Annotated in this window: 22 protein-coding genes; 15 read left to right on the forward strand and 7 right to left on the reverse strand. The window is 69.3% G+C overall.

The annotated features are described in order from the left end of the window. Window positions 1-20: 20 nt before the first annotated feature. Window positions 21-1,286, reverse strand: a complete 1,266-nt coding sequence (locus tag AC2YHJ_RS13715) for a tyrosine-type recombinase/integrase (RefSeq protein ID WP_487396621.1) — start codon at window positions 1,284-1,286, stop codon at window positions 21-23. A 309-nt stretch (window positions 1,287-1,595) separates the two neighbouring features. Here AC2YHJ_RS13715 and AC2YHJ_RS13720 point away from each other — a divergent pair, with 309 nt between their 5' ends. Continuing rightward, window positions 1,596-1,889: an Arm DNA-binding domain-containing protein gene (locus tag AC2YHJ_RS13720; RefSeq protein WP_487396622.1), complete on the forward strand. Its 294-nt coding sequence runs from the start codon at window positions 1,596-1,598 to the stop codon at window positions 1,887-1,889. 331 nt (window positions 1,890-2,220) lie between these two features. After that, the gene (locus AC2YHJ_RS13725) at window positions 2,221-3,018 is read left to right on the forward strand and encodes a PEP-CTERM sorting domain-containing protein (RefSeq protein WP_487396623.1); all 798 of its coding nucleotides are present in this window, start codon (window positions 2,221-2,223) and stop codon (window positions 3,016-3,018) included. Window positions 3,019-3,185: 167 nt separating this feature from the next. On the opposite strand, the gene AC2YHJ_RS13730 is transcribed toward AC2YHJ_RS13725, so the two are convergent. Beyond that, window positions 3,186-4,355: a glycosyltransferase family 87 protein gene (locus AC2YHJ_RS13730; protein ID WP_487396624.1), complete on the reverse strand. Its 1,170-nt coding sequence runs from the start codon at window positions 4,353-4,355 to the stop codon at window positions 3,186-3,188. 62 nt (window positions 4,356-4,417) lie between these two features. After that, window positions 4,418-5,566 carry a glycosyltransferase family 4 protein gene (locus tag AC2YHJ_RS13735; protein WP_487396625.1) on the reverse strand — a complete coding sequence of 383 codons (1,149 nt, stop codon included), beginning with the start codon at window positions 5,564-5,566 and terminating at the stop codon, window positions 4,418-4,420. A gap of 398 nt (window positions 5,567-5,964) precedes the next feature. Here AC2YHJ_RS13735 and AC2YHJ_RS13740 point away from each other — a divergent pair, with 398 nt between their 5' ends. After that, window positions 5,965-6,174 carry a hypothetical protein gene (locus tag AC2YHJ_RS13740; RefSeq protein ID WP_487396626.1) on the forward strand — a complete coding sequence of 70 codons (210 nt, stop codon included), beginning with the start codon at window positions 5,965-5,967 and terminating at the stop codon, window positions 6,172-6,174. Between the two features lie 28 nt (window positions 6,175-6,202). Here the strand turns inward: AC2YHJ_RS13740 and AC2YHJ_RS13745 are convergent, their stop codons facing one another. Both AC2YHJ_RS13745 and phnF read right to left on the reverse strand, forming a co-directional pair. Then, window positions 6,203-7,345, reverse strand: coding sequence for an alpha-D-ribose 1-methylphosphonate 5-triphosphate diphosphatase (locus AC2YHJ_RS13745; protein ID WP_487396627.1), 1,143 nt, complete (start codon window positions 7,343-7,345; stop codon window positions 6,203-6,205). A gap of 4 nt (window positions 7,346-7,349) precedes the next feature. Then, the gene (gene phnF, locus AC2YHJ_RS13750; RefSeq protein ID WP_487396628.1) at window positions 7,350-8,081 is read right to left on the reverse strand and encodes a phosphonate metabolism transcriptional regulator PhnF; all 732 of its coding nucleotides are present in this window, start codon (window positions 8,079-8,081) and stop codon (window positions 7,350-7,352) included. A gap of 87 nt (window positions 8,082-8,168) precedes the next feature. Here phnF and phnG point away from each other — a divergent pair, with 87 nt between their 5' ends. From phnG to AC2YHJ_RS13790, 8 genes are read left to right on the forward strand one after another with little or no spacing between them, the layout of a single operon-like run. After that, window positions 8,169-8,624, forward strand: coding sequence for a phosphonate C-P lyase system protein PhnG (gene phnG, locus AC2YHJ_RS13755; RefSeq protein ID WP_487396629.1), 456 nt, complete (start codon window positions 8,169-8,171; stop codon window positions 8,622-8,624). After that, on the forward strand, window positions 8,621-9,193 hold the full coding sequence (phnH, locus tag AC2YHJ_RS13760; RefSeq protein ID WP_487396630.1) for a phosphonate C-P lyase system protein PhnH: 573 nt from the start codon (window positions 8,621-8,623) through the stop codon (window positions 9,191-9,193). The genes phnG and phnH overlap by 4 nt, the downstream gene beginning before the upstream one ends. A 3-nt stretch (window positions 9,194-9,196) precedes the next feature. Further along, entirely contained in the window at window positions 9,197-10,282 is a 1,086-nt protein-coding gene (locus tag AC2YHJ_RS13765) for a carbon-phosphorus lyase complex subunit (RefSeq protein WP_487396631.1), read from the forward strand. Continuing rightward, window positions 10,279-11,139 (forward strand): alpha-D-ribose 1-methylphosphonate 5-phosphate C-P-lyase PhnJ, encoded by an 861-nt coding sequence (locus AC2YHJ_RS13770; RefSeq protein WP_487396632.1) that lies wholly within the window; start codon window positions 10,279-10,281, stop codon window positions 11,137-11,139. Before AC2YHJ_RS13765 ends, AC2YHJ_RS13770 begins: the two co-directional genes overlap by 4 nt. Beyond that, on the forward strand, window positions 11,136-11,918 hold the full coding sequence (phnK, locus tag AC2YHJ_RS13775) for a phosphonate C-P lyase system protein PhnK (RefSeq protein ID WP_487396633.1): 783 nt from the start codon (window positions 11,136-11,138) through the stop codon (window positions 11,916-11,918). The genes AC2YHJ_RS13770 and phnK overlap by 4 nt, the downstream gene beginning before the upstream one ends. Then, window positions 11,915-12,613, forward strand: a complete 699-nt coding sequence (gene phnL, locus AC2YHJ_RS13780) for a phosphonate C-P lyase system protein PhnL (RefSeq protein WP_487396634.1) — start codon at window positions 11,915-11,917, stop codon at window positions 12,611-12,613. The genes phnK and phnL overlap by 4 nt, the downstream gene beginning before the upstream one ends. After that, window positions 12,610-13,752 (forward strand): alpha-D-ribose 1-methylphosphonate 5-triphosphate diphosphatase, encoded by a 1,143-nt coding sequence (locus AC2YHJ_RS13785; protein ID WP_487396635.1) that lies wholly within the window; start codon window positions 12,610-12,612, stop codon window positions 13,750-13,752. The genes phnL and AC2YHJ_RS13785 overlap by 4 nt, the downstream gene beginning before the upstream one ends. Beyond that, entirely contained in the window at window positions 13,749-14,429 is a 681-nt protein-coding gene (locus tag AC2YHJ_RS13790) for a DUF1045 domain-containing protein (protein ID WP_487396636.1), read from the forward strand. The genes AC2YHJ_RS13785 and AC2YHJ_RS13790 overlap by 4 nt, the downstream gene beginning before the upstream one ends. On the opposite strand, the gene phnN is transcribed toward AC2YHJ_RS13790, so the two are convergent. Then, window positions 14,395-14,946 (reverse strand): phosphonate metabolism protein/1,5-bisphosphokinase (PRPP-forming) PhnN, encoded by a 552-nt coding sequence (gene phnN / locus AC2YHJ_RS13795; RefSeq protein ID WP_487396637.1) that lies wholly within the window; start codon window positions 14,944-14,946, stop codon window positions 14,395-14,397. The genes AC2YHJ_RS13790 and phnN overlap by 35 nt on opposite strands. Before the next feature lie 78 nt (window positions 14,947-15,024). Between phnN and AC2YHJ_RS13800 the strand changes: the two genes are divergently transcribed. Genes AC2YHJ_RS13800 through AC2YHJ_RS13810 form a run of 3 tightly spaced genes read left to right on the forward strand, consistent with a single transcriptional unit; the run spans window position 15,025 to window position 18,574 of the window. Further along, window positions 15,025-16,866 carry a gamma-glutamyltransferase family protein gene (locus AC2YHJ_RS13800; protein ID WP_487396638.1) on the forward strand — a complete coding sequence of 614 codons (1,842 nt, stop codon included), beginning with the start codon at window positions 15,025-15,027 and terminating at the stop codon, window positions 16,864-16,866. Next, window positions 16,866-17,723 carry a hypothetical protein gene (locus tag AC2YHJ_RS13805; protein ID WP_487396639.1) on the forward strand — a complete coding sequence of 286 codons (858 nt, stop codon included), beginning with the start codon at window positions 16,866-16,868 and terminating at the stop codon, window positions 17,721-17,723. Before AC2YHJ_RS13800 ends, AC2YHJ_RS13805 begins: the two co-directional genes overlap by 1 nt. A 2-nt stretch (window positions 17,724-17,725) precedes the next feature. Next, window positions 17,726-18,574, forward strand: a complete 849-nt coding sequence (locus AC2YHJ_RS13810; RefSeq protein WP_487396640.1) for an amidohydrolase family protein — start codon at window positions 17,726-17,728, stop codon at window positions 18,572-18,574. Window positions 18,575-18,619: 45 nt separating this feature from the next. Here the strand turns inward: AC2YHJ_RS13810 and AC2YHJ_RS13815 are convergent, their stop codons facing one another. Next, the gene (locus AC2YHJ_RS13815; RefSeq protein ID WP_487396641.1) at window positions 18,620-19,111 is read right to left on the reverse strand and encodes a flavodoxin family protein; all 492 of its coding nucleotides are present in this window, start codon (window positions 19,109-19,111) and stop codon (window positions 18,620-18,622) included. 50 nt (window positions 19,112-19,161) lie between these two features. Between AC2YHJ_RS13815 and AC2YHJ_RS13820 the strand changes: the two genes are divergently transcribed. Next, window positions 19,162-19,569: a carboxymuconolactone decarboxylase family protein gene (locus tag AC2YHJ_RS13820; RefSeq protein WP_487396642.1), complete on the forward strand. Its 408-nt coding sequence runs from the start codon at window positions 19,162-19,164 to the stop codon at window positions 19,567-19,569. Window positions 19,570-19,572: the final 3 nt, after the last annotated feature.

Genomic DNA, 19,572 nt, shown 5'->3' on the forward strand with positions numbered 1-19,572 from the left:
CCGGCCTTCACGCTACCGCCTCACCACCGCCGGCTCCTCCGACTCCTCAACCACCCCCCCCTCCCCTCGCAATGCTCTGCCCAGGCCTCCATGAGCCGCGCGCGGCGCGCGAGAAGGTCTGATCGCGCATAGGCCCGCTCCGTCTCGCTGCCCATCGCATGCGCCAAGGCGTGCTCGGCGAGTTCCCGCGGCTGCCCTGTGTCGCCTGCCCAGCTGCGGAAGCTGCTGCGGAAGCCGTGTGGCGTGACGCGCTCGCCGGCCTCATCACGCCACCCCACACCCCCGGCCTTGGTGCCGCCCTCGTGCAGGCGCTTCAGCACGGCAAGCAGGGCCATGTCGGACAGGGCCTCGCCCTTCGCGCTGGGGAACAGGAGGGCGTCAGCCGGTGGTGTTCCCTTGACCGGCAGCAGCGCCCGCAGCGCGGTCAGCGCGGAAGCTGACAGGGGGACACGGTGGGCGCGGTTGCCCTTCATCCGCGGCGCGGGGATGGTCCATAGCCCGCGGGCGAAGTCGAACTCGCCCCAGGCCGCTCCCCTCGCCTCACCTGACCGGACGGCCGTGAGGATCGCCAGTTCCAGGCAGCGAGCTGCGGTGCCGTGCTGGTCGCGCAGATCGGCGAGGAAGGCGGGCACCTGTTCCCAGGGCAGTGATGGGTGATGCCGGTTGCGGGTGACGGCCGAGGGCCGGGCCAGCAGCGGCCGCAGCGCGCCACGCCATGCAGCGGGGTTCGGCCCGCTGCGCCACCCGGCCGCAATGGCCCATTCCAGGGCGGCCTCCAAGCGAGCGCGCACCTTCTGCGCAAGGACGGGCTTGGCGGTCCAGATCGGCGCCAGCGTCGCCCTGACGTCCTCCAGCGCGATGTCGCGGACGGGCTTCGCCAACAGCGTGGCGGCGCGCTGCTCAAGGCTGGTGCGCGTGAGCCGGCGCGTCTTCTCCGACCGCCACGCGGCGCCGTGGGCTTCGATGTAGGCCGTTAGGGCGGCGTTCAGCGTCTGGACGACCGCCGCTTGGCTGGCGGCCTTCTTCGCGTTCCGGAGGGCCAGCGGGTCGTCCCCCGCGGCGACCTGGTCGCGGACCCCTTTCGCCGCCGCCCGCGCCCTGGCGAGCGACACGTCGGGATAGGAGCCGTGACCAACCTCGCGGACCTTCCCAGCGACGGTGATGCGCTGGATCCAGCGCGCCTCCTTCCCCCCGCCGCGGACGAGAAGCGAGAGGCCGCTGCCGTCGCCGACGGAGTGCCGGCCATCGGCGCCGCAGAGGCTGCGGAGGGCCTTGTCAGTGAGCATGGTCCGAAGCCCGCATTCTAACTCGCGCCCCCTTTTGCGCCCCCTTGGCAACCAGCCGCTTCGGCTGGATAGCGTTGGACGCGTCTAGACAATTTAGGCACTGCATTCGGCCTAAAACAATGGTTTCCGAGGGGCGCATTGGATTTCATTGGACGCCAATGGGCTATGTGATGGCTCCTACTCGGGGAGCCAGGCGCCCTCCCAGGCGCTTCCGAAGTGTTCCATTGCAAACCGCAGAGGCTTGGCCTTCTGCGGTTTTTGCTTTCCACCCCTGCCACTGACGGACACGAAGCTGCGCAAGGCAGAGCCATGCGCGGCTGGCTATCGTCTCCCCAACGTCGGCGCCTGCACCTGTTCGTCACGCCGTCCGGCAGCAAGCTCCGGCACCTACGCGACAAGATCGACGGGGAGGAGAAGTTGCTCTCCCCCCTCGGCGCGGGCCCGAAGGTCTCGTTGGCGGATGCTCGGGAGGCGCGCGATCAGGCCAAGGCCGGGAAGCGCCGCGGCGTCGATCCGTCCCGCCTGACGCGCACCAGCGCCCTGCAGCCCGGCCGGCGGCGTCTCCAGACTTCGAATCGGTCGCGCGGGAATGGCAGCAGGTGAAAGCGCCGGGCTGGACGCCGCACCGGGCCGCCGACGCGCTAGCGGGCCTTGAAGAAGCCGAGATCATCACCCCCATCGCCAGGACACCCTGCGCAAGGCGAAGAAGCGCGGCGCATCCGACCGGGCGCACTGGCTGCACCATCGCGGCCACGCCCGGTACCGATGCCTCCGCGAACTCCTCAATGGTCGGTTGAGTCACTGTTGGCATTTTTTACAGTTGCGCGATCATCACCCTGACCACGACCCTAAGTCATTGGCGCGTTAGACATATTTCCTTGGCATGCAGTTTGCTTTTCTGCCGGGCAGAGGGCGCGCAGCAAAGGGGCGTGCGATGCAAGCAAGGAATGTAGTTCTGGCGGCCGCGGTGGCGGGCTTTTGCCTCGCATCGACGAGCGCCCGAGCCACCTCGATAACCCTGGATATCGCCTCCGCGTCGGGCACGTTTGGAGCCAGCCCAGCGGGCAACAGCAACGAAATGCTTCCTTTGTGGGGCCTTCAAGCCTCTGGTCCGGGCTATGGCTGGCATGGCGCCAACGTCATCGGCGTCGCCGGCAGCTACCGGATCGATTACTTCGGTGCCGAGTCCGCCAACAGGAACCAGTTCGCCGCACAAGGCGTGGTGCTTTCGACGACCACCGGCGATACCGGAGCTGCGCTTGACGGCATCAACCGCGCGACGAACGGCGCAACGCCTCTCAGCAGCACCGTGGTGAGTTTTGCGGCGGGCGTCCTCGATTTCAGCTTCATCGTCGATGGCGGGGGTCTTGGCACGACGACGGTGGCCAACGGATCGAATCCCAACAACCAGACGGCGAAGGCGAACTTCCTGGCAACCTTCGATCCGAGAACGGTGGCTTCGGGCAGCGCACTCAGCGGCGATAGCGTTTATCTGTTCCTCGATGATGGAAACCCGGTGGACGACGACCACGACGATATGCTGGTCCGCATCACCTACCTTCCGCAGTCGTGGGCGAGTGGCGCAGTCAGCACGGTAAACGTCATGGGTCCGTTCGGCATCGCCGTCGCCGTGCCTGAGCCGACCACGCTCGCCCTGTTCGGCCTGGGCCTTCTTGCCCTCGGGCTTGTGCTGCACGGCGGTCGCCGGTCGCCATTGCCCGCGATGCGGTAAAACGAGCCGTTACGCCCTACACCGTAGGCTCCAGCCCGGCAGTCGAGCCCAGCGGGCAACGTCTCACTGCTGGGCGGCGGTTTTTGCCGCCTGCCGCATCGTCGATATCAAATGACCAGACTCGACTGCGGGAGACCTGCCCGCAGCACACTCCACTCAGTGCCTCCTCATGCCGCCTGCGCGCGTCCCCGGCGCCATCGTGCCCAGCCCTGACCCTGCATGGCCGACACGAGCATGAGCAGCCAGGCGGCCGGGACAATGAACCCATTGCGCGTCACCAGCGACAGCGCCGGCAGCAGCACGGCGGCGATCGCCAGCCACCGTTGGAGGCCGGGGCCGCGCTCGCGCAGAATGAAGGCCGCGGCCACGGCCAGCGCGGGCGCGTCGTACTGGAAGGTGTATGGCGTGAGCAGGAAGCCAGCGCTGAGAGCCGCCGCAGCCCGGGCCCCTTCCGGGGCATCGGCAACCCAGAGCCGGAGCGCCAGCAGCACCGCCCCGGCGGCCACGACCGCATGGGCGAATGCCGCGATGCCCTTGTCTCCCGTCGCCACCCGAAGCGCGCCGTAGATCGACTGGATCACCGGTTGGATGGCCCCGGGTATCGGCGCCTGCACGAAATAGGTGTCCGCATTGCCGCCCAACGACGCGAGGAAGGCCAGCCACGCGCCGGACCCGAATACCACGGCGGAGAGTCCCGCCATCACCGCCGCCGTTGCCGCCGCCGTCCAGAACACGACCCAACGACCACTGACGGCGAGCAGGAGGGGGAACAGGATGCCGAGATGCGGCTTGTAGGTCATCAGCCCCAGGGCCACGCCCGCGACACGGGGCCGGCCGTCGAGAAATCCGAGCCAGATTCCGAGCAGCCCCGCCGTCAGGAAGCCATTCTGCGCCTGCCACGCACACATGAAGGATGCAGGGGCCGCGAGGCCCAGCGCGATGGCACCCATGCGACGGGCGGCAGCCCACATGCCGGCGCAGAAGATGCCGATTGTCCCGGCGAGCCAGGCAAGGGTGGCCGGGACGTAAGGCAGCATCGACAGCGGCGCCAGAACCAGAAAGAAGCTGGGCGGATTGAGCCAGCCGCCATACGGACCGCTGCCGAGCCTTGACTGCATGGCATGCAGGACCGGCCATTGGTACGCCTCCGCCGCCTGACCTTCGAGTGCGAGGCGACCGGCGGCGTAGAGCGGGAACCAATCTATCTCGAGGAGGGATCCGTCCTGCCGGACCATCCACGTTCCGGCATGATACAGGCCGGCCAGCAGTATCGCGTAGATCGCGGAGACAACGGCCGCTCCCAATACGGCGAGTTTCCCGTAGGACATGCGCGCCATCGTGGCAGCGCCGACGCGCCGTCGCAACAGAAGCGGATCACGCCAGTGTCACCGCGGCAGCCTCAGCGCGCGTCGAACAGCACGTCCTGAAGCGCGTCGCAGACCGCCTGCCAGGAAAAGCGTTCATGGACCAGGCTGCTGCCCACCTGCCCGCCGACCGCGTTGGGCCGGTCCATCACGACCTCGATCGCAGCGATGAGCGAATCGAGATCCGGTTCCAGCGTGCGCCGCCCGGCATCCGTCACGACGTGGCTTTCGACCGCATGTCCAAGGCATGGATCGAAGTAGTCATCGGTCGATCCGCCTTTGGTCACGATGATCGGCACGCCGCACGCCGCGGCCTCAAGCGGCGGCATGTTGAAGCCCTCGGCGCGATAGGGCGAGACGTAGCAATCCGCGGCCGCATAGATCGCCTGCATCTGCCGCAGGTTCAGGTTGCGCGAGATGAAGGAAATGCCGCGCAGCGCCGCCTCGGTGAAGTCGCCCGCATGCGGGCCCGCCATCAGGTTGCGCAGCACGCCCTGCCCCTGCCACCCGTAGAGGTCGGACGAATCCTTCAGCGCCAGCCGCAATCGCGGATGGCGCTGCTTGAGGATCGCATAGGCCCGCAGCAGCAGGTCGATGCCCTTGTTGCGCGACATGCTGCCGAGCGACAGCAGGACGAAATCCTCGGGGCCGAAGCGCAGCATGCTTCGCAGTCGCTCCCGTTCGGCCGCGCCGGCGGGATGGAACAGGGTCGGATCGACGCCATGGGGGATGACGCTGACCTCGGCCTCGGTGAAGCCATAGGCAAGGAAGCCATGCTTCGACCAGGCCGAGGGCGTGACGACCTTCACGCCATGGCTTCGCGCCGTCGCGACATCCACCCCGTCGCGCACCATGCCCTCGATGGAGCCATCCTCGGAGGTGCCGAAAACGACGAGTCGCCCCGCCCGGCCAGACGAGAAATCATAGGGATAGGCGATGCGGAAGGTCGCATCCATCGGGTCATCGGCATCCGGCGCGCGGAGGCTGGCGATCAGCCGGGTCTGGTGGGTATCGAAACCGGCCGCGTTGTCGCGGCCATTCCAGGACGCCTTGAAGAACGGTGCGTCGTGGAAGCGAATCGCAATCCCCCGGCGCGCCAATTCAAGGATCTGCCATTGATTCACCATGGCGTAGGAGTGGTTGATGCCACGCCAACCCTCGACGAGGAGTTTTCGCCCGACCATCGCCGTTGCTGCCTGAAGATATCCGACTCACAGCATTGGACATGCGGCAGAAGCGCACCAGCGGCCGATCCTGTAGTTAATCAGGATGTAATGTATCGATTTGTAATTCGCCCTACCTCAGCGCATGGCTTTCGCCTTCAGCCATGCGCCTTGCGCAGCAAGCGCCATTGTATCTTCGGTTGGGCGAATATTACTCGCAAGACGGTGAGTGACATCGCAACGAAACCGAAGCGGCCAAGCGCCACCGTTTGAAGCCAGTTAATTTTCGACACAGTTCCAGAATTTTCCGTCCCATGCGTTGCGGTTCCGGTGGGATGCCCGGCTAGACTGCCGCCCGGCCCTCGGGCCCAATAGCAGGAGGCTCATGGATGGCCGGGCGGGAAAGGGACGCCTACGTCTTGGCATGTGTTGCACTCGAGGCCGCGTCCCGCGCGCTCGAGGCTGCCGAGGCACGACACCGCGCCGCCCGCGCGGAGTGCGAAAGGCTGGAAGCGGCGCTGGAGATGACCCGATTGTCGGAGGGCATCTTCCCGGAACTCGGCTGCGTCGCAGCAGAAGCGCAGAAACCCCTCGCCCCCTTCGGCCGCAAGCGCGTGGGGCGCGGCTGACACCCCACGCAAGCCGGCCTAGGCGGCGCTACGCCGCCATACGACCTGCCGCCCCCGGCGCGAGCCAGGCCAGCCGCCCGGCCGCGAACACCGCCACCGGCGCCGGCACCGCCGGGTCCACCACGACCACGTCCCCCCGCAAGCCGGGCGCCAGCCGCCCGCGGTCGTGCAGGCCGCAAGCCTCGGCGGGATTGGCGGAGACCAGCGCCCAGGCGCGCGGCAGGTCCAGCACGCCCCGCTTCACCATCGCGAAGGCGGCTTCCAGCATCGCCGGCCAGACATAGTCGGAGGCGAGCACCGTCACGAGGCCGCGTTCCGCCAGCGGCGCGGCCGACGCCCAGCCGAGATGGCTGCCTCCGCGCACCACATTGGGCGCGCCCATCACCACATGCTCGCCCGCCGCGCGGGCATCGGCGGCGACCGCCTCGGCCATCGGGAATTCGCAGATCGTGGCGCCGAAGGCCCGGTAATGGGCGCGATCGTCCAGCGTCGCGTCGTCATGGCTCAGCACCGGGATGCCCGCCGCGGCCGCCGCTGCGGCGAGACGTTCGCGCGCGGCCGGGATCTGGTCCCGCCGCGCCGCCACGCCTTCGGCTAGGGTCCGGAAGTCGCCCGCGCCCATGCCCGCGCGCCCGGCATATTTCGCCGTCTGCACGGGATCGCCGAGCTTCTTCACGATCGCCATGGTGTGGTCGTTGAAGCCGAGCAGATGCACCGACCCGTCGGCGATGCCATCCAGCGCATCCTCCAGCGCGTCGAAATTGTCGGCCTCAAAGCGCAGATGCACGCGCAGGTCGGTCGCGGCCTTCGCGCGCGCGGCCGGCAGCGCCGCCTTCAGCGCGCGCCACGCGGCCAGGGACCGCAGCCCCGGCTCCCAGGACAGCGTCACGCCAAGATAGGCGGTGGTGATGCCGCTCGCGATCAGCTGCGCGGCGGAATCCCGCAGCGCCAGACCGACCGGCAGGTCCACGCCCGGCCGTGGTTGCAATTGCCGCTCATGCGCGTCGCCATGGATGTCCACGATGCCCGGCAGCACCAGCAGGCCCGAGGCGTCGAAGCGCCCGGCACCCCCTGGCGCAGCCTCGGCCACCAGGCCGTCCGCCAGGGCGAGCGCACCCGCCTCCATGGCCCCGTCCCGCAGAACGTTGCCGTTGGTCAATGTCCAGTCCATGCGCTCAGGGCTCCACCACCAATTGCACGCGCCCCGCGGCATAGACCGCGATGGTCCAGTCCACCGGCTGTCCCGCCGGATCGACATTGAGGGATTCCGCGACGAGCACGGGACGCGAGCGGGATTGCTGCAACAGATCGGCTTCCTCCGGCGTCGGCAGGCGCGCCGTGATGCGGGAGGAATGGCGCCGGTAGTCCGGAATGCCGCAGGCCTCGAGCGCTGCGGTGATCGATGGCTTGGTCTCGAGCGCATCGGCGGCGGCCGCGCAGCGCGGCAGCGGCAGGTGATGCGCACCGAGCACCACCGGCCGCCCATCGGCAAGACCGAGCCGGTCGATGCGCAGCACATGCCGGCCGCGGCGAATGCCGAGCGCCTCGGCGAGCTGCGTCTCAGCCGGGATTTCGCCGATGCGCAGGATGCGCCCGGCCGGTTCGCGGTTCTGCCCGCGCACGAGTTCCGAGAAGCGGGTGCGCGCGCCGAGCCGGTAATCGACCACGTCCTCGGCGACGAAGGCGCCACGGCCCTGCTCGACGCGGATCAGGCCGCGCGCCTCCAGGTCCTCAAGCGCGCGGCGCACCGTGTGCCGGTTCACGCCGAAGCGCGTCGTCAGTGCCGCCTCCGTTGGCAGGCGCTCGCCGGCGGCCTTGGTGCCGCTTGCGATCTCGCCTTCCATGGTCGCGGCGATCTGGCGCCACAGCGCGACACCCTGCCCGCGCGCCAGCGGCGCCCCTGTCATCGAAACTTCAACCATCACCGGTCATGTCCGTGGGATATCCGTGTGGACTTTCTGGCGGATGGACGTCTAACTGTCTAGACAAATCCGATGACCCAGAACGCACCCCATCCCGACCCCGAGCGCCGCCACTGGATGGCAGTGCTCGCCCGTGCCGAGGCCGAGGCGATCGCCGCCCTCCTCGCCCCACTGCCCGCCCTGCCGCCGCATGAAAGGCTGCGCCCGCCCGAGACCGGCCTCGTGATGGTGCGCGGCCGTGCCGGCGGCGACGGCGCGGGCTTCAACCTCGGCGAGATGACCGTCACGCGTTGCGCCGTGCGGCTCGGGGATGCAGTTGGCCACGCCTATGTCGCCGGACGCGACAAGCGGCAGGCGGAGCTCGCCGCGCTGGTCGATGCGGCGTTGCAGGACCCGGTGCGGCGGGACGCGCTGATGGATGGCGTGATCGCGCCGCTGGCCCGGCGCCAGCAGGCGGCGCGCGACGCGGAAGCACGCCGCGCCGCGGCGACGCGAGTGGATTTCCTGGCGATGCAGACGACACGATGAACATCCTGACCCCCGGCTTCACCGACCCCGTCCTCGACGCGCAGTCGGCCTTCCGTGCGGTGCTGGAGGCGATGAGCCGCCCGGGCCGCATCCAACGTGCCGGCGCTGCGCTGCGCCCGCCCGCGCCGTTGAACCAGGCGGCGGCGGCCGTGCTGCTGACGCTCGCCGATGCCGATACCGGCTTCGCTCATGATGCCAGCCCGGAGGCAGAGGCTTGGTTGCGCTTCCATTGCGGGATGCCGCTGGAAGCCGCCGCGAGCGCCGCCTTCGTGCTGGCGACCGGTACGGCGCCGGCGCTGTCCGCCCTGGCGCAGGGCAGCGAGGAGGAACCGCAGGGCGGCGCCACGCTGGTGATCCAGGTCGCCGGCCTCGCCGAAGGGGAAGGCTGGCGCCTGACCGGCCCCGGCATCGAGACCGAGCATCGCCTGCTCGTCGATGGCGCGCCGGCCGGGTTCGTGGCGGCCTGGGTCAAGAACCGCGCGGGCTTTCCCCGCGGCGTCGATGTCGTGTTCTGCGCGGGGGACCGGCTCGCTGCCCTGCCCCGCGGCGTCACGATCGCGGAGGGCTGAAGCATGTATGTCGCGGTCAAGGGCGGGGAACGGGCGATCAGCGCCGCCCATGCCTGGCTGGACGAGACGCGGCGCGGCGACCCCACCGTGCCGGAACTGACGGTCACGCAGATCGAACAGCAGATGGGCCTCGCGGTGGATCGCGTCATGGCGGAAGGGTCCTGCCATGACCGCTTCCTCGCCGCGCTGGCGATCAAGCAGGCCAAGGGCGATTTGATCGAGGCCGCCTTCCTGCTGCGCGCTTATCGCACCACCCTGCCCCGCTTCGGTGCGAGCGAGCCGCTGGAGACGTCGCGCATGCGGCTGCGCCGGCGCATCAGCGCGACCTACAAGGACCTGCCCGGCGGCCAGGTGCTGGGGCCAACCTTCGACTACACGCATCGCCTGCTGGACTTCGCGCTGGCGGCGGAAGGCGGGGCGCCCGCCGCCGCGCCGGAAGCGCCGGCGGCCGTCGCCGCGGTGCCGCGCGTGACCGAGTTGCTGGCCCGTGAAGGGCTGATGCAGCGCGAACCCACGCCGGATGGCGAGCCGGGCGACCTGACGCGCCAGCCCCTCGCCTTCCCCGCGAAACGGCCGGTGCGCCTGCAGAATCTCGCGCGCGGCGATGAAGGGTTCCTGCTCGCGCTCGGCTACTCGACGCAGCGCGGCTACGGCAATGCGCACCCCTTCGTCGGCGAGATCCGCGTCGGGCATATCGCGGTGGAATTCACGCCGCCGGAACTCGGCTTCCCGATCGAACTCGGCGAGATCGGCATCACCGAATGCCAGATGGTCAACCAGTTCAAGGGCAGCCGCACCGAGCCCGCGCAGTTCACCCGCGGCTACGGCCTGGTCTTCGGCCACGGCGAGCGCCGCGCGATGGCGATGTCGCTGGTCGATCGTGGCCTGCGCGCACGCGAACTTGGCGAGGACATCACCGCCCCGGCGCAGGATGAGGAATTCGTGCTCTATCACTCCGACAACATCGAGGCGACCGGCTTCGTCGAGCATCTGAAGCTGCCGCACTACGTCGATTTCCAGAGCGAACTGGAAAACCTGCGCACCATCCGCCGCACGGCCCAACAGGCGATGCAGGAGGCCGCGGAATGAGCGGGACTTTAGAGGGCTACAACTTCGCCTATCTGGACGAGGCGACGAAGCGGATGATCCGCCGCGCGTTGCTCAAGGCTGTCGCCATCCCCGGCCACCAGATCCCCTTCGGCGCGCGGGAGATGCCCCTGCCCTATGGCTGGGGCACCGGCGGCATCCAGGTGACGGCGGCGATCCTCGGCCCGGCCGACACGCTGAAGGTGATCGACCAGGGTGCGGACGACACGACCAACGCAATCTCCATCCGCCGCTTCTTCACCCGCACCGCCGGCGTGGCGGTGACGGACCGAACCGCGGAAGCGAGCATCGTCCAGACCCGCCACCGCATTCCGGAGCGTGAACTGCGCGAGGACCAGATCATCGTCTACCAGGTCCCGCAGCCGGAGCCGCTGTTCAAGCTGGAACCGCGCCGCACCGAGACCAAGCGCCTGCATGCGCTGGCCGACTACGGGCTGATGCATGTGCGGCTCTATGAGGACATCGCCCGGCTCGGCCATATCGCGAAGGCCTATGACTATCCGGTGATGGTGAATGGCCGCTACCTGATGTCGCCCTCGCCCATCCCGGCCTTCGACAATCCGAAGATGCACCGCATGCCGGCGCTGCAATTGTTCGGCGCCGGGCGGGAGAAGCGCATCTATGCCATCCCGCCCTACACCGATGTGCGGTCCCTGGATTTCGAGGACCATCCCTTCCGTCCGATCCGCGCCCCGCATGCCTGCGCGCTGTGCGGCAGCCGGGACACCTATCTGGACGAGGTGATCACCGACGATGCGGGCGGGCGGCTCTTCGTCTGCTCCGATACCGATTTCTGCGCCGAACGCCAGGCGGACGCCGCGAAGGAGGCCGCCGAATGACACATGCCCCGCAGGCCGCCGGCCTGACCCCCCTGCTGGAAGCGAAGGGCCTGACGCTGCGCTTCGGTGCCATCCCCGCCCTGATCGACGTCGCGATCGACGTCGCCGCCGGCGAGGTCGTCGCCATCGTCGGTGAATCGGGTTCGGGCAAGACCACGCTGCTGCGCGTGTTGTCGGGCATGATGGAGCCGGATGCCGGCAGCGTGCAGTGGTGCGGCCAGGATGTGCTGGCGATGGGCGAGGCCGCGCGCCGCCGCCTGATGCGCACGGAATGGGGCTTCGTCCACCAGAACCCGCGCGACGGGCTGCGGCTGGCAGTCTCGGCCGGCGGCAATGTCGGCGAAAGGCTGATGGCTGTCGGCGCGCGCCACTACGGCAATATCCGCTCGGAGGCGCTGTCCTGGCTGTCGCGCGTCGAGATCGATGCCTCACGCATCGACGACCTGCCGCGCACCTTTTCGGGCGGCATGCAGCAGCGGTTGCAGATCGCCCGCACGCTGGTGACGCATCCGAGGCTGGTCTTCATGGACGAACCGACCGGCGGGCTGGACGTGTCGGTGCAGGCACGCCTGCTCGACCTCATCCGGTCGCTGTCGCGCGAATTGGGGCTTTCGGTGCTGATCGTGACGCATGACATCGCGGCCGCCAGGCTGCTCGCCGACCGCATCCTGGTGATGCGGCGCGGCCAGGTGGTGGAACAGGGGCTGACCGACCGGGTGCTGGACGACCCGCAGCATCCCTATACGCAGTTGCTCGTGTCCTCGGTGCTCGCGGCATGACCCCCGCCCTGCGCACCGACGGCCTCGGCAAGGCCTTCACCCTGCACCTCCAGGGCGGGACGCATATCCCGGTCCTCGGCGGCGTCGATCTCGCCGTGCATCCGGGCGAATGCGTCGCCCTGTGGGGACCATCCGGGGCGGGCAAGTCCACCCTGATGCGATGCCTGTACGGCAATTACGGCGCCGGCGCGGGGCGGATCATCCTGCGCCATCGCGGGGCCGACCTCGATCTCGTCACCGCCGATCCGCGCGCGGTGATCGAGGCGCGGCGGGAGACGCTCGGCTATGTCTCCCAGTTCCTGCGCGTCATCCCACGCGTCGCGACGCGCGACATCGTGGCCGAGCCGCTGGTCGCCCGCGGCGTGGCCCGCGAGGACGCGCTGGTGCGCGCCACCGCTCTGCTGCGCACCCTGAACCTTCCCGACCGCCTGCATGCGTTGCCGCCGGCGACCTTCTCGGGCGGCGAGCAGCAACGGGTGAATCTTGCCCGCGGCTTCGCGCCGGGCTACCCGGTGCTGCTGCTGGACGAACCCACGGCCAGCCTCGATGCCGCCAACCGCGCCATCGTGATCTCCCTGATCAACCAGGCGAAGGCGGAAGGGACCGCCATCATCGGCATCTTCCACGATGCCGAGGTGCGCGAGGCCGTGGCCGACCGCCTGTTCGACGTGCTTCCCCAACAGGACGCCGCATGACCGACGAGACCATCCTGACCAACGCCATCCTCGTCCTGCCCGGGGAGGCCATTGCCGGCACGCTGGTGATCCGCGACGGGCGCATCGCCGATGTGCAGCCGGGCCGCAGCCATGCGCTGTCGGCCCGCGACCTCGAGGGCGATCACCTGATCCCGGGCGTGGTCGATGTGCATACCGACAACCTCGAGCGCCAGGTGCAGCCGCGGCAGAATGCCCGCTGGCCGTCACGCTCCGCGATGATCGCGCATGACGCGCAATGCGCGGCCGCCGGCGTGACCACGGTGTTCGATGCGCTCTGCCTCGGCGACCTTGGCTTCGACCAGGGGCGCGGGCAGACCTTCCTCGACGGCGTGGCCGATCTCGACGCGCTGACCGCCGCTGGTGTGATGCGCGCAGAGCATTTCCTGCACCTGCGCTGCGAAATGCCCGCCGCCGACATGGTGCCCGCGATGGACCCGGTCGCCGATCATCCGCTGGTGCGCATGGTCAGCCTGATGGATCACTCGCCCGGCGTCGGCCAGTACCGCGACATCCCGCGCTACGTCACGATGCGCCGCAAGCAGACCAGCATGACGGTCGAGCAGGTCCAGGGCCGCATCGCGGAGCTGTTGGCGCAGCGCGAACGCCTGCGCGAACCGCAGCGCCGCTGGCTGCTCGACCGCATCCGCCATCGCGACCTGCCGGTCGCCTCCCACGACGACGATTCGGCCGAGGAGGTACGCCGCAACCTCGCCGACGGCATCGTCATCAGCGAATTCCCGGTGGCGATGGAAGCCGCCGAGGCGGCGCGCGATGCCGGTGTCGCGGTGATCGCCGGCGCGCCCAACATCGTGCGCGGCGGCAGCCATTCCGGCAATGTCGCCGCCGCCGACCTGGTGCGCGCGGGTGCGGCCGACGCCTTCGCCTCCGACTACGTCCCGGCATCGATGATCGAGGCCGCCTGGCGCACGGTGGAGCAGACTGGCATCACCCTGCCTGCGGCGGTCGCGATGATCGCCGAGGCCCCAGCCCGCATGGCCCATCTGCCCGATCGCGGCCGGCTGGAGGCAGGGCTGCGCGCCGATCTCGTGCAGGTCCGCCCGGTGCAGGACATCCCGGTGGTGCGCCGGGTGTGGCGCGAGGGCAGCCGCGTCGCATGACGCCCTACCGGCTCGCGCTATATTGGGCACCGGAGGAAGAGGACGCGCTGCATGAGCGCGGCAGCACCTGGCTCGGCCGCGACGCCGCGACCGGGGCGGCTCTGGCGCAGCCGGCGGTGGACGGCATCGACGTCGCGCAGGCCACCGCCGATCCGCGCGGCTATGGGCTGCACGCGACGCTGAAGCCGCCCTTCCGGCTGGCCAATGGCTATGCGGCGGCGCGGGACGCGACGGCGGAACTGGCCGCGCGCACCGCACCCTTCGAGTTGCCGCCGCTGTCTGTGCATGACCTCGATGGCTTCCTCGCCCTGCGCGAGGACGCCCCCTGCCCGGCGCTCAACGCCTTCGCCGATGCCTGTGTGACGGCGCTGGACGACCACCGCACGCCGCCCGATGCGGCCGAGGTCGCCCGCCGCCGACCTGAACGCCTGACCGAGGTGCAGCGGGACCATCTGACTCGCTGGGGCTACCCCTATGTCTTCGAGGAATGGCGCTTCCACGTCACGCTGACGCGGCGCCTCGCCCCCGAGGAGAAGGCAGTGCTGATGCCGGCGGTGACGGAATTCCTCGGCGATGTGCCGGCACGCACGCGTCGCGTGGCGGCGGTCAGCCTGTTCGTTCAGCCGGCGCCCGGCGCCCCCTTCACGATCGCCGAGCGTCTTCCGCTGCGCGGGTAAGCTCGGCGACGACGCGCGCGGCGCCGTCTTCCGGCGTCGCGTCGTTCATCACGGTGACCACGTCGAGGCCTGGTGACAGCGTCATCTCGCGCGCGAGGCGGGCGGCGATGTCCTCGGCCGTCTCGCGCCCGCGCGCGGCGAGGCGCGCGGCGAGCACCGCGACGGGCGCTGTCACCACCAGCACGCGCAGCCGAAAGTGCTGCGCCGCATCGGCCAGCACGCCGCGCGACAGGTTCGCCACCACCACGCGCCGCGCGGCGAGGTCCGCCGCGATGTCGCGCGGAATGCCGTAGAACAGGCCATGCGCGCCCCAGTGCAGGGCGAAGGCGCCGGCGGCGCGTTCGGTATCGAAGGCCACGACGTCGAGCGGCCGATGCGCCTCCCCGCCCGCTTCGGCCGGGCGGGTAATGGCACGCTGGACGAAACGGAAGCGCGTATCGCCATCCAGGCGCGCGCGGGCAAGACCCATCAGCGTATCCTTGCCCGCCCCGGAAGGGCCCACCACCGCCACCAGCATCGCCCTTCGCTCCCGCAGGATTGACGCGCCCCCTTTGCTGCGCGACGAACCGAAGCACAAGACCGAGGACCAAGGCCGATGTCCGTCACCTCGCTGGAGATGATCGGCTTCCCCGCCAAGGAGGCGCCCAGCATGTTCACCACCCGTCCCGAAATCATCGGCACCTTCGGGGCCGTCGCCTCGACGCATTGGATCGCCAGTCAGGTCGGCATGTCGGTGCTGGAACGCGGCGGCAATGCCTTCGACGCCGCCGCCGCCGCCGGCTTCGCGCTGCAGATCGTCGAGCCGCATCTGAACGGCCCGGGCGGCGACTGCCCCATCATCCTGCACAGCGTGCGGACGGGGTCACAGCAGGTAATCTGCGGCCAGGGGCCGGCGCCTTCTGGCCTGACGGTGGGGTTGGTGCGCGACCAGTTGGGCATGGACATCATGCCCGGCACCGGCCTGCTCGCCACACCTGTCCCCGGCGCCTTCGACGCCTGGATGCTGATGCTGCGCGACCACGGGACGTGGTCCGTGCGGGACGTGCTGTCCTACGCGATCGGCTATGCCCGCCACGGCGCGCCGATGGTCCCACGCATCCGCGCGACGATCGAAAGCGTCCGGCCGCTTTTCGAGGCGGAATGGAAGACCTCCGCCGCGCTGTGGCTGAAGAATGGCGGGCCGGAACCGAATGGCGTCTATGCCAACCCGGTGCTGGCCGACACCTACGAGCGCGTGGTGAAGGAAGCCGAGGCCGCCGGCGGCAGCCGCGAGAAGCAGGTCGATGCCGCCCGCGCCGCCTGGTATCGCGGCTTCGTCGCCGAGGCGATCGGCCGCTTTGTCGCGACCACCGAGGCGATGGATACCTCCGGCCGCCGCAACAAGGGTGTGCTGACCGCCGATGACATGGCGCGCTGGTCGGCGGGGATCGAGGCGCCGACGACGCTCGACTACCACGGCGATACCGTCCTGAAATGCGGCCCCTGGAGCCAGGGGCCGGCGATGCTCCAGACCATGGCGCTGATGGCGGGCTTCGACGTGGGCGCGATGGACCCGGTGGGTGCGGACTTCGTCCATCATGTCATCGAGGCGCAGAAGCTTGCCTTCGCCGATCGCGAGGCCTTCTACGGCGACCCCGAATTCGTCGATGTGCCGATGAGCACTCTTCTCTCGCCGGCCTACAGCGATGCGCGCCGCGCGCTGGTCGGGGAGAAGGCGTCGATGGACTTCCGCCCCGGCAGCCCGGATGGGCTGGTGCCGCGCACCGACTATGCGGCGGCGATCCGGCGGTCCAAGGAACTCGCCGCGGCGATGGGTTCGGGCGAGCCGACCGTGTCGCGGCTCGGCGCTTCCGGCGGCGATACCTGCCATGTCGATGTGATCGACAAGGACGGGAACATGGTCAGCGCCACGCCGTCCGCCGGCTGGCTGCAATCCTCCCCGACGATTCCGGAACTGGGCTTCTGCCTCGGGTCCCGCTGCCAGATGTTCTGGCTGGACGAGACGCTGCCGAACGGGTTGCAGCCGGGGAAGCGGCCGCGAACCACGCTGTCGCCGTCGATGGTGCTGCGGGACGGCAAGCCCTGGCTGTCCTTCGGTACGCCGGGCGGCGAGCAGCAGGACCAGTGGCAGCCCATCATGTTGATGCGCATGATCCATCACGGGCTGAACATCCAGCAGGCGATCGACCTGCCCTCCTTCCATTCGGAGCACTGGATCAGCTCCTTCTGGCCGCGCGGTGCGAAGCCCGGCAAGGCGGTGATCGAAGGGCGCTATGCGCCGGAGGTGCTGACAGACCTGCTCGCGCGCGGCCATGTCGCGGAAATGGGCGGGGAATGGTCCGAAGGCCGGTTGACCGGCGCGCGACGGGAGGCGGACGGCACCATCCGCGCCGGCGCCAATCCGCGCGGCATGCAGGGCTACGCGGTCGGGCGCTGATGCGCGTCCTTCTCGCCCTGGTGCACTACTTCAAGGGGGAGGCGGAGACCCGCCATTCCTCCACCGACGAGCGCCGCCGCGACCAGCGCGCAGCGGTGCTGCGGCGGGCGATCGATTCCTGGCGCGGCAACCTGGGCGCGACGACCACGCTGAACATCGAGACCAAGCGCTTCGACCGGTTGCGCGGAGCGGTCGATGGCCTCGATATCTGCGTCATCACCAACGGCACCGATCATCTTCTTGATGAGGATTTCGCCCGCGCGCGCGGCGTCCGCCATGTGAAGGTGCCGGTCGAGAATCCGCGCATGCTTGGCTTCGCCGCCCATCGCCTGTTCGCCGAGACGCGCAATGCCTACGACCTGTTCTGCTATTCCGAGGACGATCTGCGCATCGCCGATCCCGGCGTCGTCGATCGGCTGCGCGCCTTCCAGGACGCCTTCGGCTGGAAGCGGTTGCTGATGCCGAACCGCTTCGAATGGAACCCGGCGGGGCCGACGCTCAAGACCTGGATCGATGGCGATCTGCGCCCCGGAGCGACGGAACATTGGCGCGCGCCCCTGCCGGATGAGGATTTCCTGCACTTGCCCATGCCGGGCCGCGCGCCGGTCGCCTTCCGCCGCGCGCTGAACCCGCATGCCGGATTCTTCGCGCTGTCCGCGACGCAACTCGCGCATTGGACACGGCAGAAGCATTTCCTCGATCTCGACTGTTCCTTCATCTCGCCGCTGGAGAGTGCGGCGACACTCGCCGTGCTGAAGACCTTCCCGATCTACAAGGCCTTCGGTTCCGATGCCGGGTTCCTCGAGATCGAGCACATGGACAACCGCTTCTCCGCCATGAAGTTGCCGGGAGCCTGAGCATGAAGATCATCGACGCGCAGGTGCATATCTGGGCCAGCGGCACGCCCGGCAGCGACCATCGCCAGGTCTCCGCCTTCACGGTGGACGAGCTGCTCGCCGAGATGGCCGAGGCCGGCGTCGATGGCGCGGTGATCCATCCGCCGGTCTCCTGGGATCCGGACGCCAATGCGCTGGCGGAAGCCGCCGCCGCGAAATACCCGGACCGTTTCGCCGTGCTCGGCCAGGTGCCGCTGGACCAGCCCGAGACCAGCCGCGCGCTGCTGAAGGGCTGGCGGGACCGGCCGGGGCAATGCGGGTTGCGCTATCCGCTGATCCGCGCGGATCAGAAGACCTGGCCTTGCGATGGCACGCTCGATTGGCTGTGGCCGGCCGCGGAGGAGGAGGGCCTGCCGATCGCCACCATGGCCTGGCGCTTCCTGCCGGAATTCGGGCGCATCGCCGAGCGGCATCCGCGGCTGCGCTTGATCATCGATCATTGCGGGCTGATCCGGCATGAAAAGGGTGCGGCAGCCTTCGCCGATGTGGAAGCTGTGACGGCCTTGGCACGGTTGCCTAATGTCGCGCTGAAGGCGACGGGCGCGCCGGGCTACTCGCAGCAGGGCTATCCCTTCCGCGACATCCATGACGGGTTGCATCGCCTGTACGATGCCTTTGGCCCGGATCGCTTCTTCTGGGGCACGGACATCACGCGCATGCCGTGCTCGTGGAAGCAGTGCATCACGCTGTTCACCGAGGAACTGCCTTGGCTGAGCGGCCCTGCTCTGGAACGCGTGATGGGTGGCGCCTTCCGCGACTGGATCGGCTGGCATCCGATTGCGCAGCAATCGCCCGAAGGTACAGGAAACTGAGTTTCCTGCCGGGGTGCTCGAGGGGCGGCGCCCCTCGACCTTTCATCAGAACATCCCGATCGCCAACCCCGCCGCGATCGTCGCGCCCAGTTCCTCACAGCGTGCGATGTCATCGCGTCCGATGGCCTTGGGCGCGAGAATGGCTTCCGGCGTCTGCGTATGGGTGCAGACGATGATCGGCTCCGCCACGGCGCGCAGCCGCCAGCCCGTGGCGATGCGCGCCACCTGCCGCACGGCGTTGGTGCCGTCGCTGCCGGCGCAGACCATCAGCCCGTAGGCGCGCCCCTCGATCCGGCCGAGCGCGGCGTAATAGGTGCGGTCGAAGAAGTCCTTCATCATCCCCGCGATGGCGGCGAGGTTCTCGGGCGTCGCGAAGATGAAGGCATCCGAGGCGAGCACGTCTACCGCCGTCGCGTCGCGCGCCTCCAGCAGCCGCACCGCCACGCCCTCGCCTTCCGCCGCGCGTGCGGCGGCCTGCGCCATCTGCCGCGTCCCGCCGGTCATCGAATGGAAGACGATCAGCAGCGTCTTCGTCATCGCGCGCCCCCGCGTCTATGCTCCCGCACCATCACGCAGGAGGATACGCGATGATCGACAAGGCTGCGCATGACGCGCTGCAATCCACCGGCCGGCAGGCGATGCGCGACGTGCTCGGCGATGCCTACATGGCCAAGCGCGACGCCAGCACCACGTCGCTGAACCAGTCCCTGCGCCACCTGTCGGAGGAATTTCCCTACGCGTCCCTGTGGACGCGCGGCACGCTGACACGCCGTGAACGCAGCATGGTGACGATCGGCATGCTCGTGGCGATGAGCCAGCATCACGAATTGCGCGGCCATCTGGTCGGCGCGCTCAACAATGGCTGCACGCCGGAGGAGATCGCAGAGGTGATCACCCATTCCTGCGCCTATGCCGGCTTCCCCGCCGCGATCGCCGCGATGCGCACGGCCGAGGAAGTCCTGCGCGAGGTCGGCGCGACACCGACCTCGCCCTGATTC

The organism is Roseomonas sp. SRI_022, assembly GCF_057586215.1.

What these genes read in the sequence shown, in the direction of transcription:
- AC2YHJ_RS13715 (WP_487396621.1), bottom strand. Translation starts at nt 1,286, where the DNA reads ATGCTCACTGACAAGGCCCTCCGCAGCCTCTGCGGCGCCGATGGCCGG.
- AC2YHJ_RS13720 (WP_487396622.1), top strand. Translation starts at nt 1,596, where the DNA reads ATGCGCGGCTGGCTATCGTCTCCCCAACGTCGGCGCCTGCACCTGTTC.
- AC2YHJ_RS13725 (WP_487396623.1), top strand. Translation starts at nt 2,221, where the DNA reads ATGCAAGCAAGGAATGTAGTTCTGGCGGCCGCGGTGGCGGGCTTTTGC.
- AC2YHJ_RS13730 (WP_487396624.1), bottom strand. Translation starts at nt 4,355, where the DNA reads ATGGCGCGCATGTCCTACGGGAAACTCGCCGTATTGGGAGCGGCCGTT.
- AC2YHJ_RS13735 (WP_487396625.1), bottom strand. Translation starts at nt 5,566, where the DNA reads ATGGTCGGGCGAAAACTCCTCGTCGAGGGTTGGCGTGGCATCAACCAC.
- AC2YHJ_RS13745 (WP_487396627.1), bottom strand. Translation starts at nt 7,345, where the DNA reads ATGGACTGGACATTGACCAACGGCAACGTTCTGCGGGACGGGGCCATG.
- phnF (WP_487396628.1), bottom strand. Translation starts at nt 8,081, where the DNA reads ATGACAGGGGCGCCGCTGGCGCGCGGGCAGGGTGTCGCGCTGTGGCGC.
- phnG (WP_487396629.1), top strand. Translation starts at nt 8,169, where the DNA reads ATGACCCAGAACGCACCCCATCCCGACCCCGAGCGCCGCCACTGGATG.
- phnH (WP_487396630.1), top strand. Translation starts at nt 8,621, where the DNA reads ATGAACATCCTGACCCCCGGCTTCACCGACCCCGTCCTCGACGCGCAG.
- AC2YHJ_RS13765 (WP_487396631.1), top strand. Translation starts at nt 9,197, where the DNA reads ATGTATGTCGCGGTCAAGGGCGGGGAACGGGCGATCAGCGCCGCCCAT.
- AC2YHJ_RS13770 (WP_487396632.1), top strand. Translation starts at nt 10,279, where the DNA reads ATGAGCGGGACTTTAGAGGGCTACAACTTCGCCTATCTGGACGAGGCG.
- phnK (WP_487396633.1), top strand. Translation starts at nt 11,136, where the DNA reads ATGACACATGCCCCGCAGGCCGCCGGCCTGACCCCCCTGCTGGAAGCG.
- phnL (WP_487396634.1), top strand. Translation starts at nt 11,915, where the DNA reads ATGACCCCCGCCCTGCGCACCGACGGCCTCGGCAAGGCCTTCACCCTG.
- AC2YHJ_RS13785 (WP_487396635.1), top strand. Translation starts at nt 12,610, where the DNA reads ATGACCGACGAGACCATCCTGACCAACGCCATCCTCGTCCTGCCCGGG.
- AC2YHJ_RS13790 (WP_487396636.1), top strand. Translation starts at nt 13,749, where the DNA reads ATGACGCCCTACCGGCTCGCGCTATATTGGGCACCGGAGGAAGAGGAC.
- phnN (WP_487396637.1), bottom strand. Translation starts at nt 14,946, where the DNA reads ATGCTGGTGGCGGTGGTGGGCCCTTCCGGGGCGGGCAAGGATACGCTG.
- AC2YHJ_RS13800 (WP_487396638.1), top strand. Translation starts at nt 15,025, where the DNA reads ATGTCCGTCACCTCGCTGGAGATGATCGGCTTCCCCGCCAAGGAGGCG.
- AC2YHJ_RS13805 (WP_487396639.1), top strand. Translation starts at nt 16,866, where the DNA reads ATGCGCGTCCTTCTCGCCCTGGTGCACTACTTCAAGGGGGAGGCGGAG.
- AC2YHJ_RS13810 (WP_487396640.1), top strand. Translation starts at nt 17,726, where the DNA reads ATGAAGATCATCGACGCGCAGGTGCATATCTGGGCCAGCGGCACGCCC.
- AC2YHJ_RS13815 (WP_487396641.1), bottom strand. Translation starts at nt 19,111, where the DNA reads ATGACGAAGACGCTGCTGATCGTCTTCCATTCGATGACCGGCGGGACG.
- AC2YHJ_RS13820 (WP_487396642.1), top strand. Translation starts at nt 19,162, where the DNA reads ATGATCGACAAGGCTGCGCATGACGCGCTGCAATCCACCGGCCGGCAG.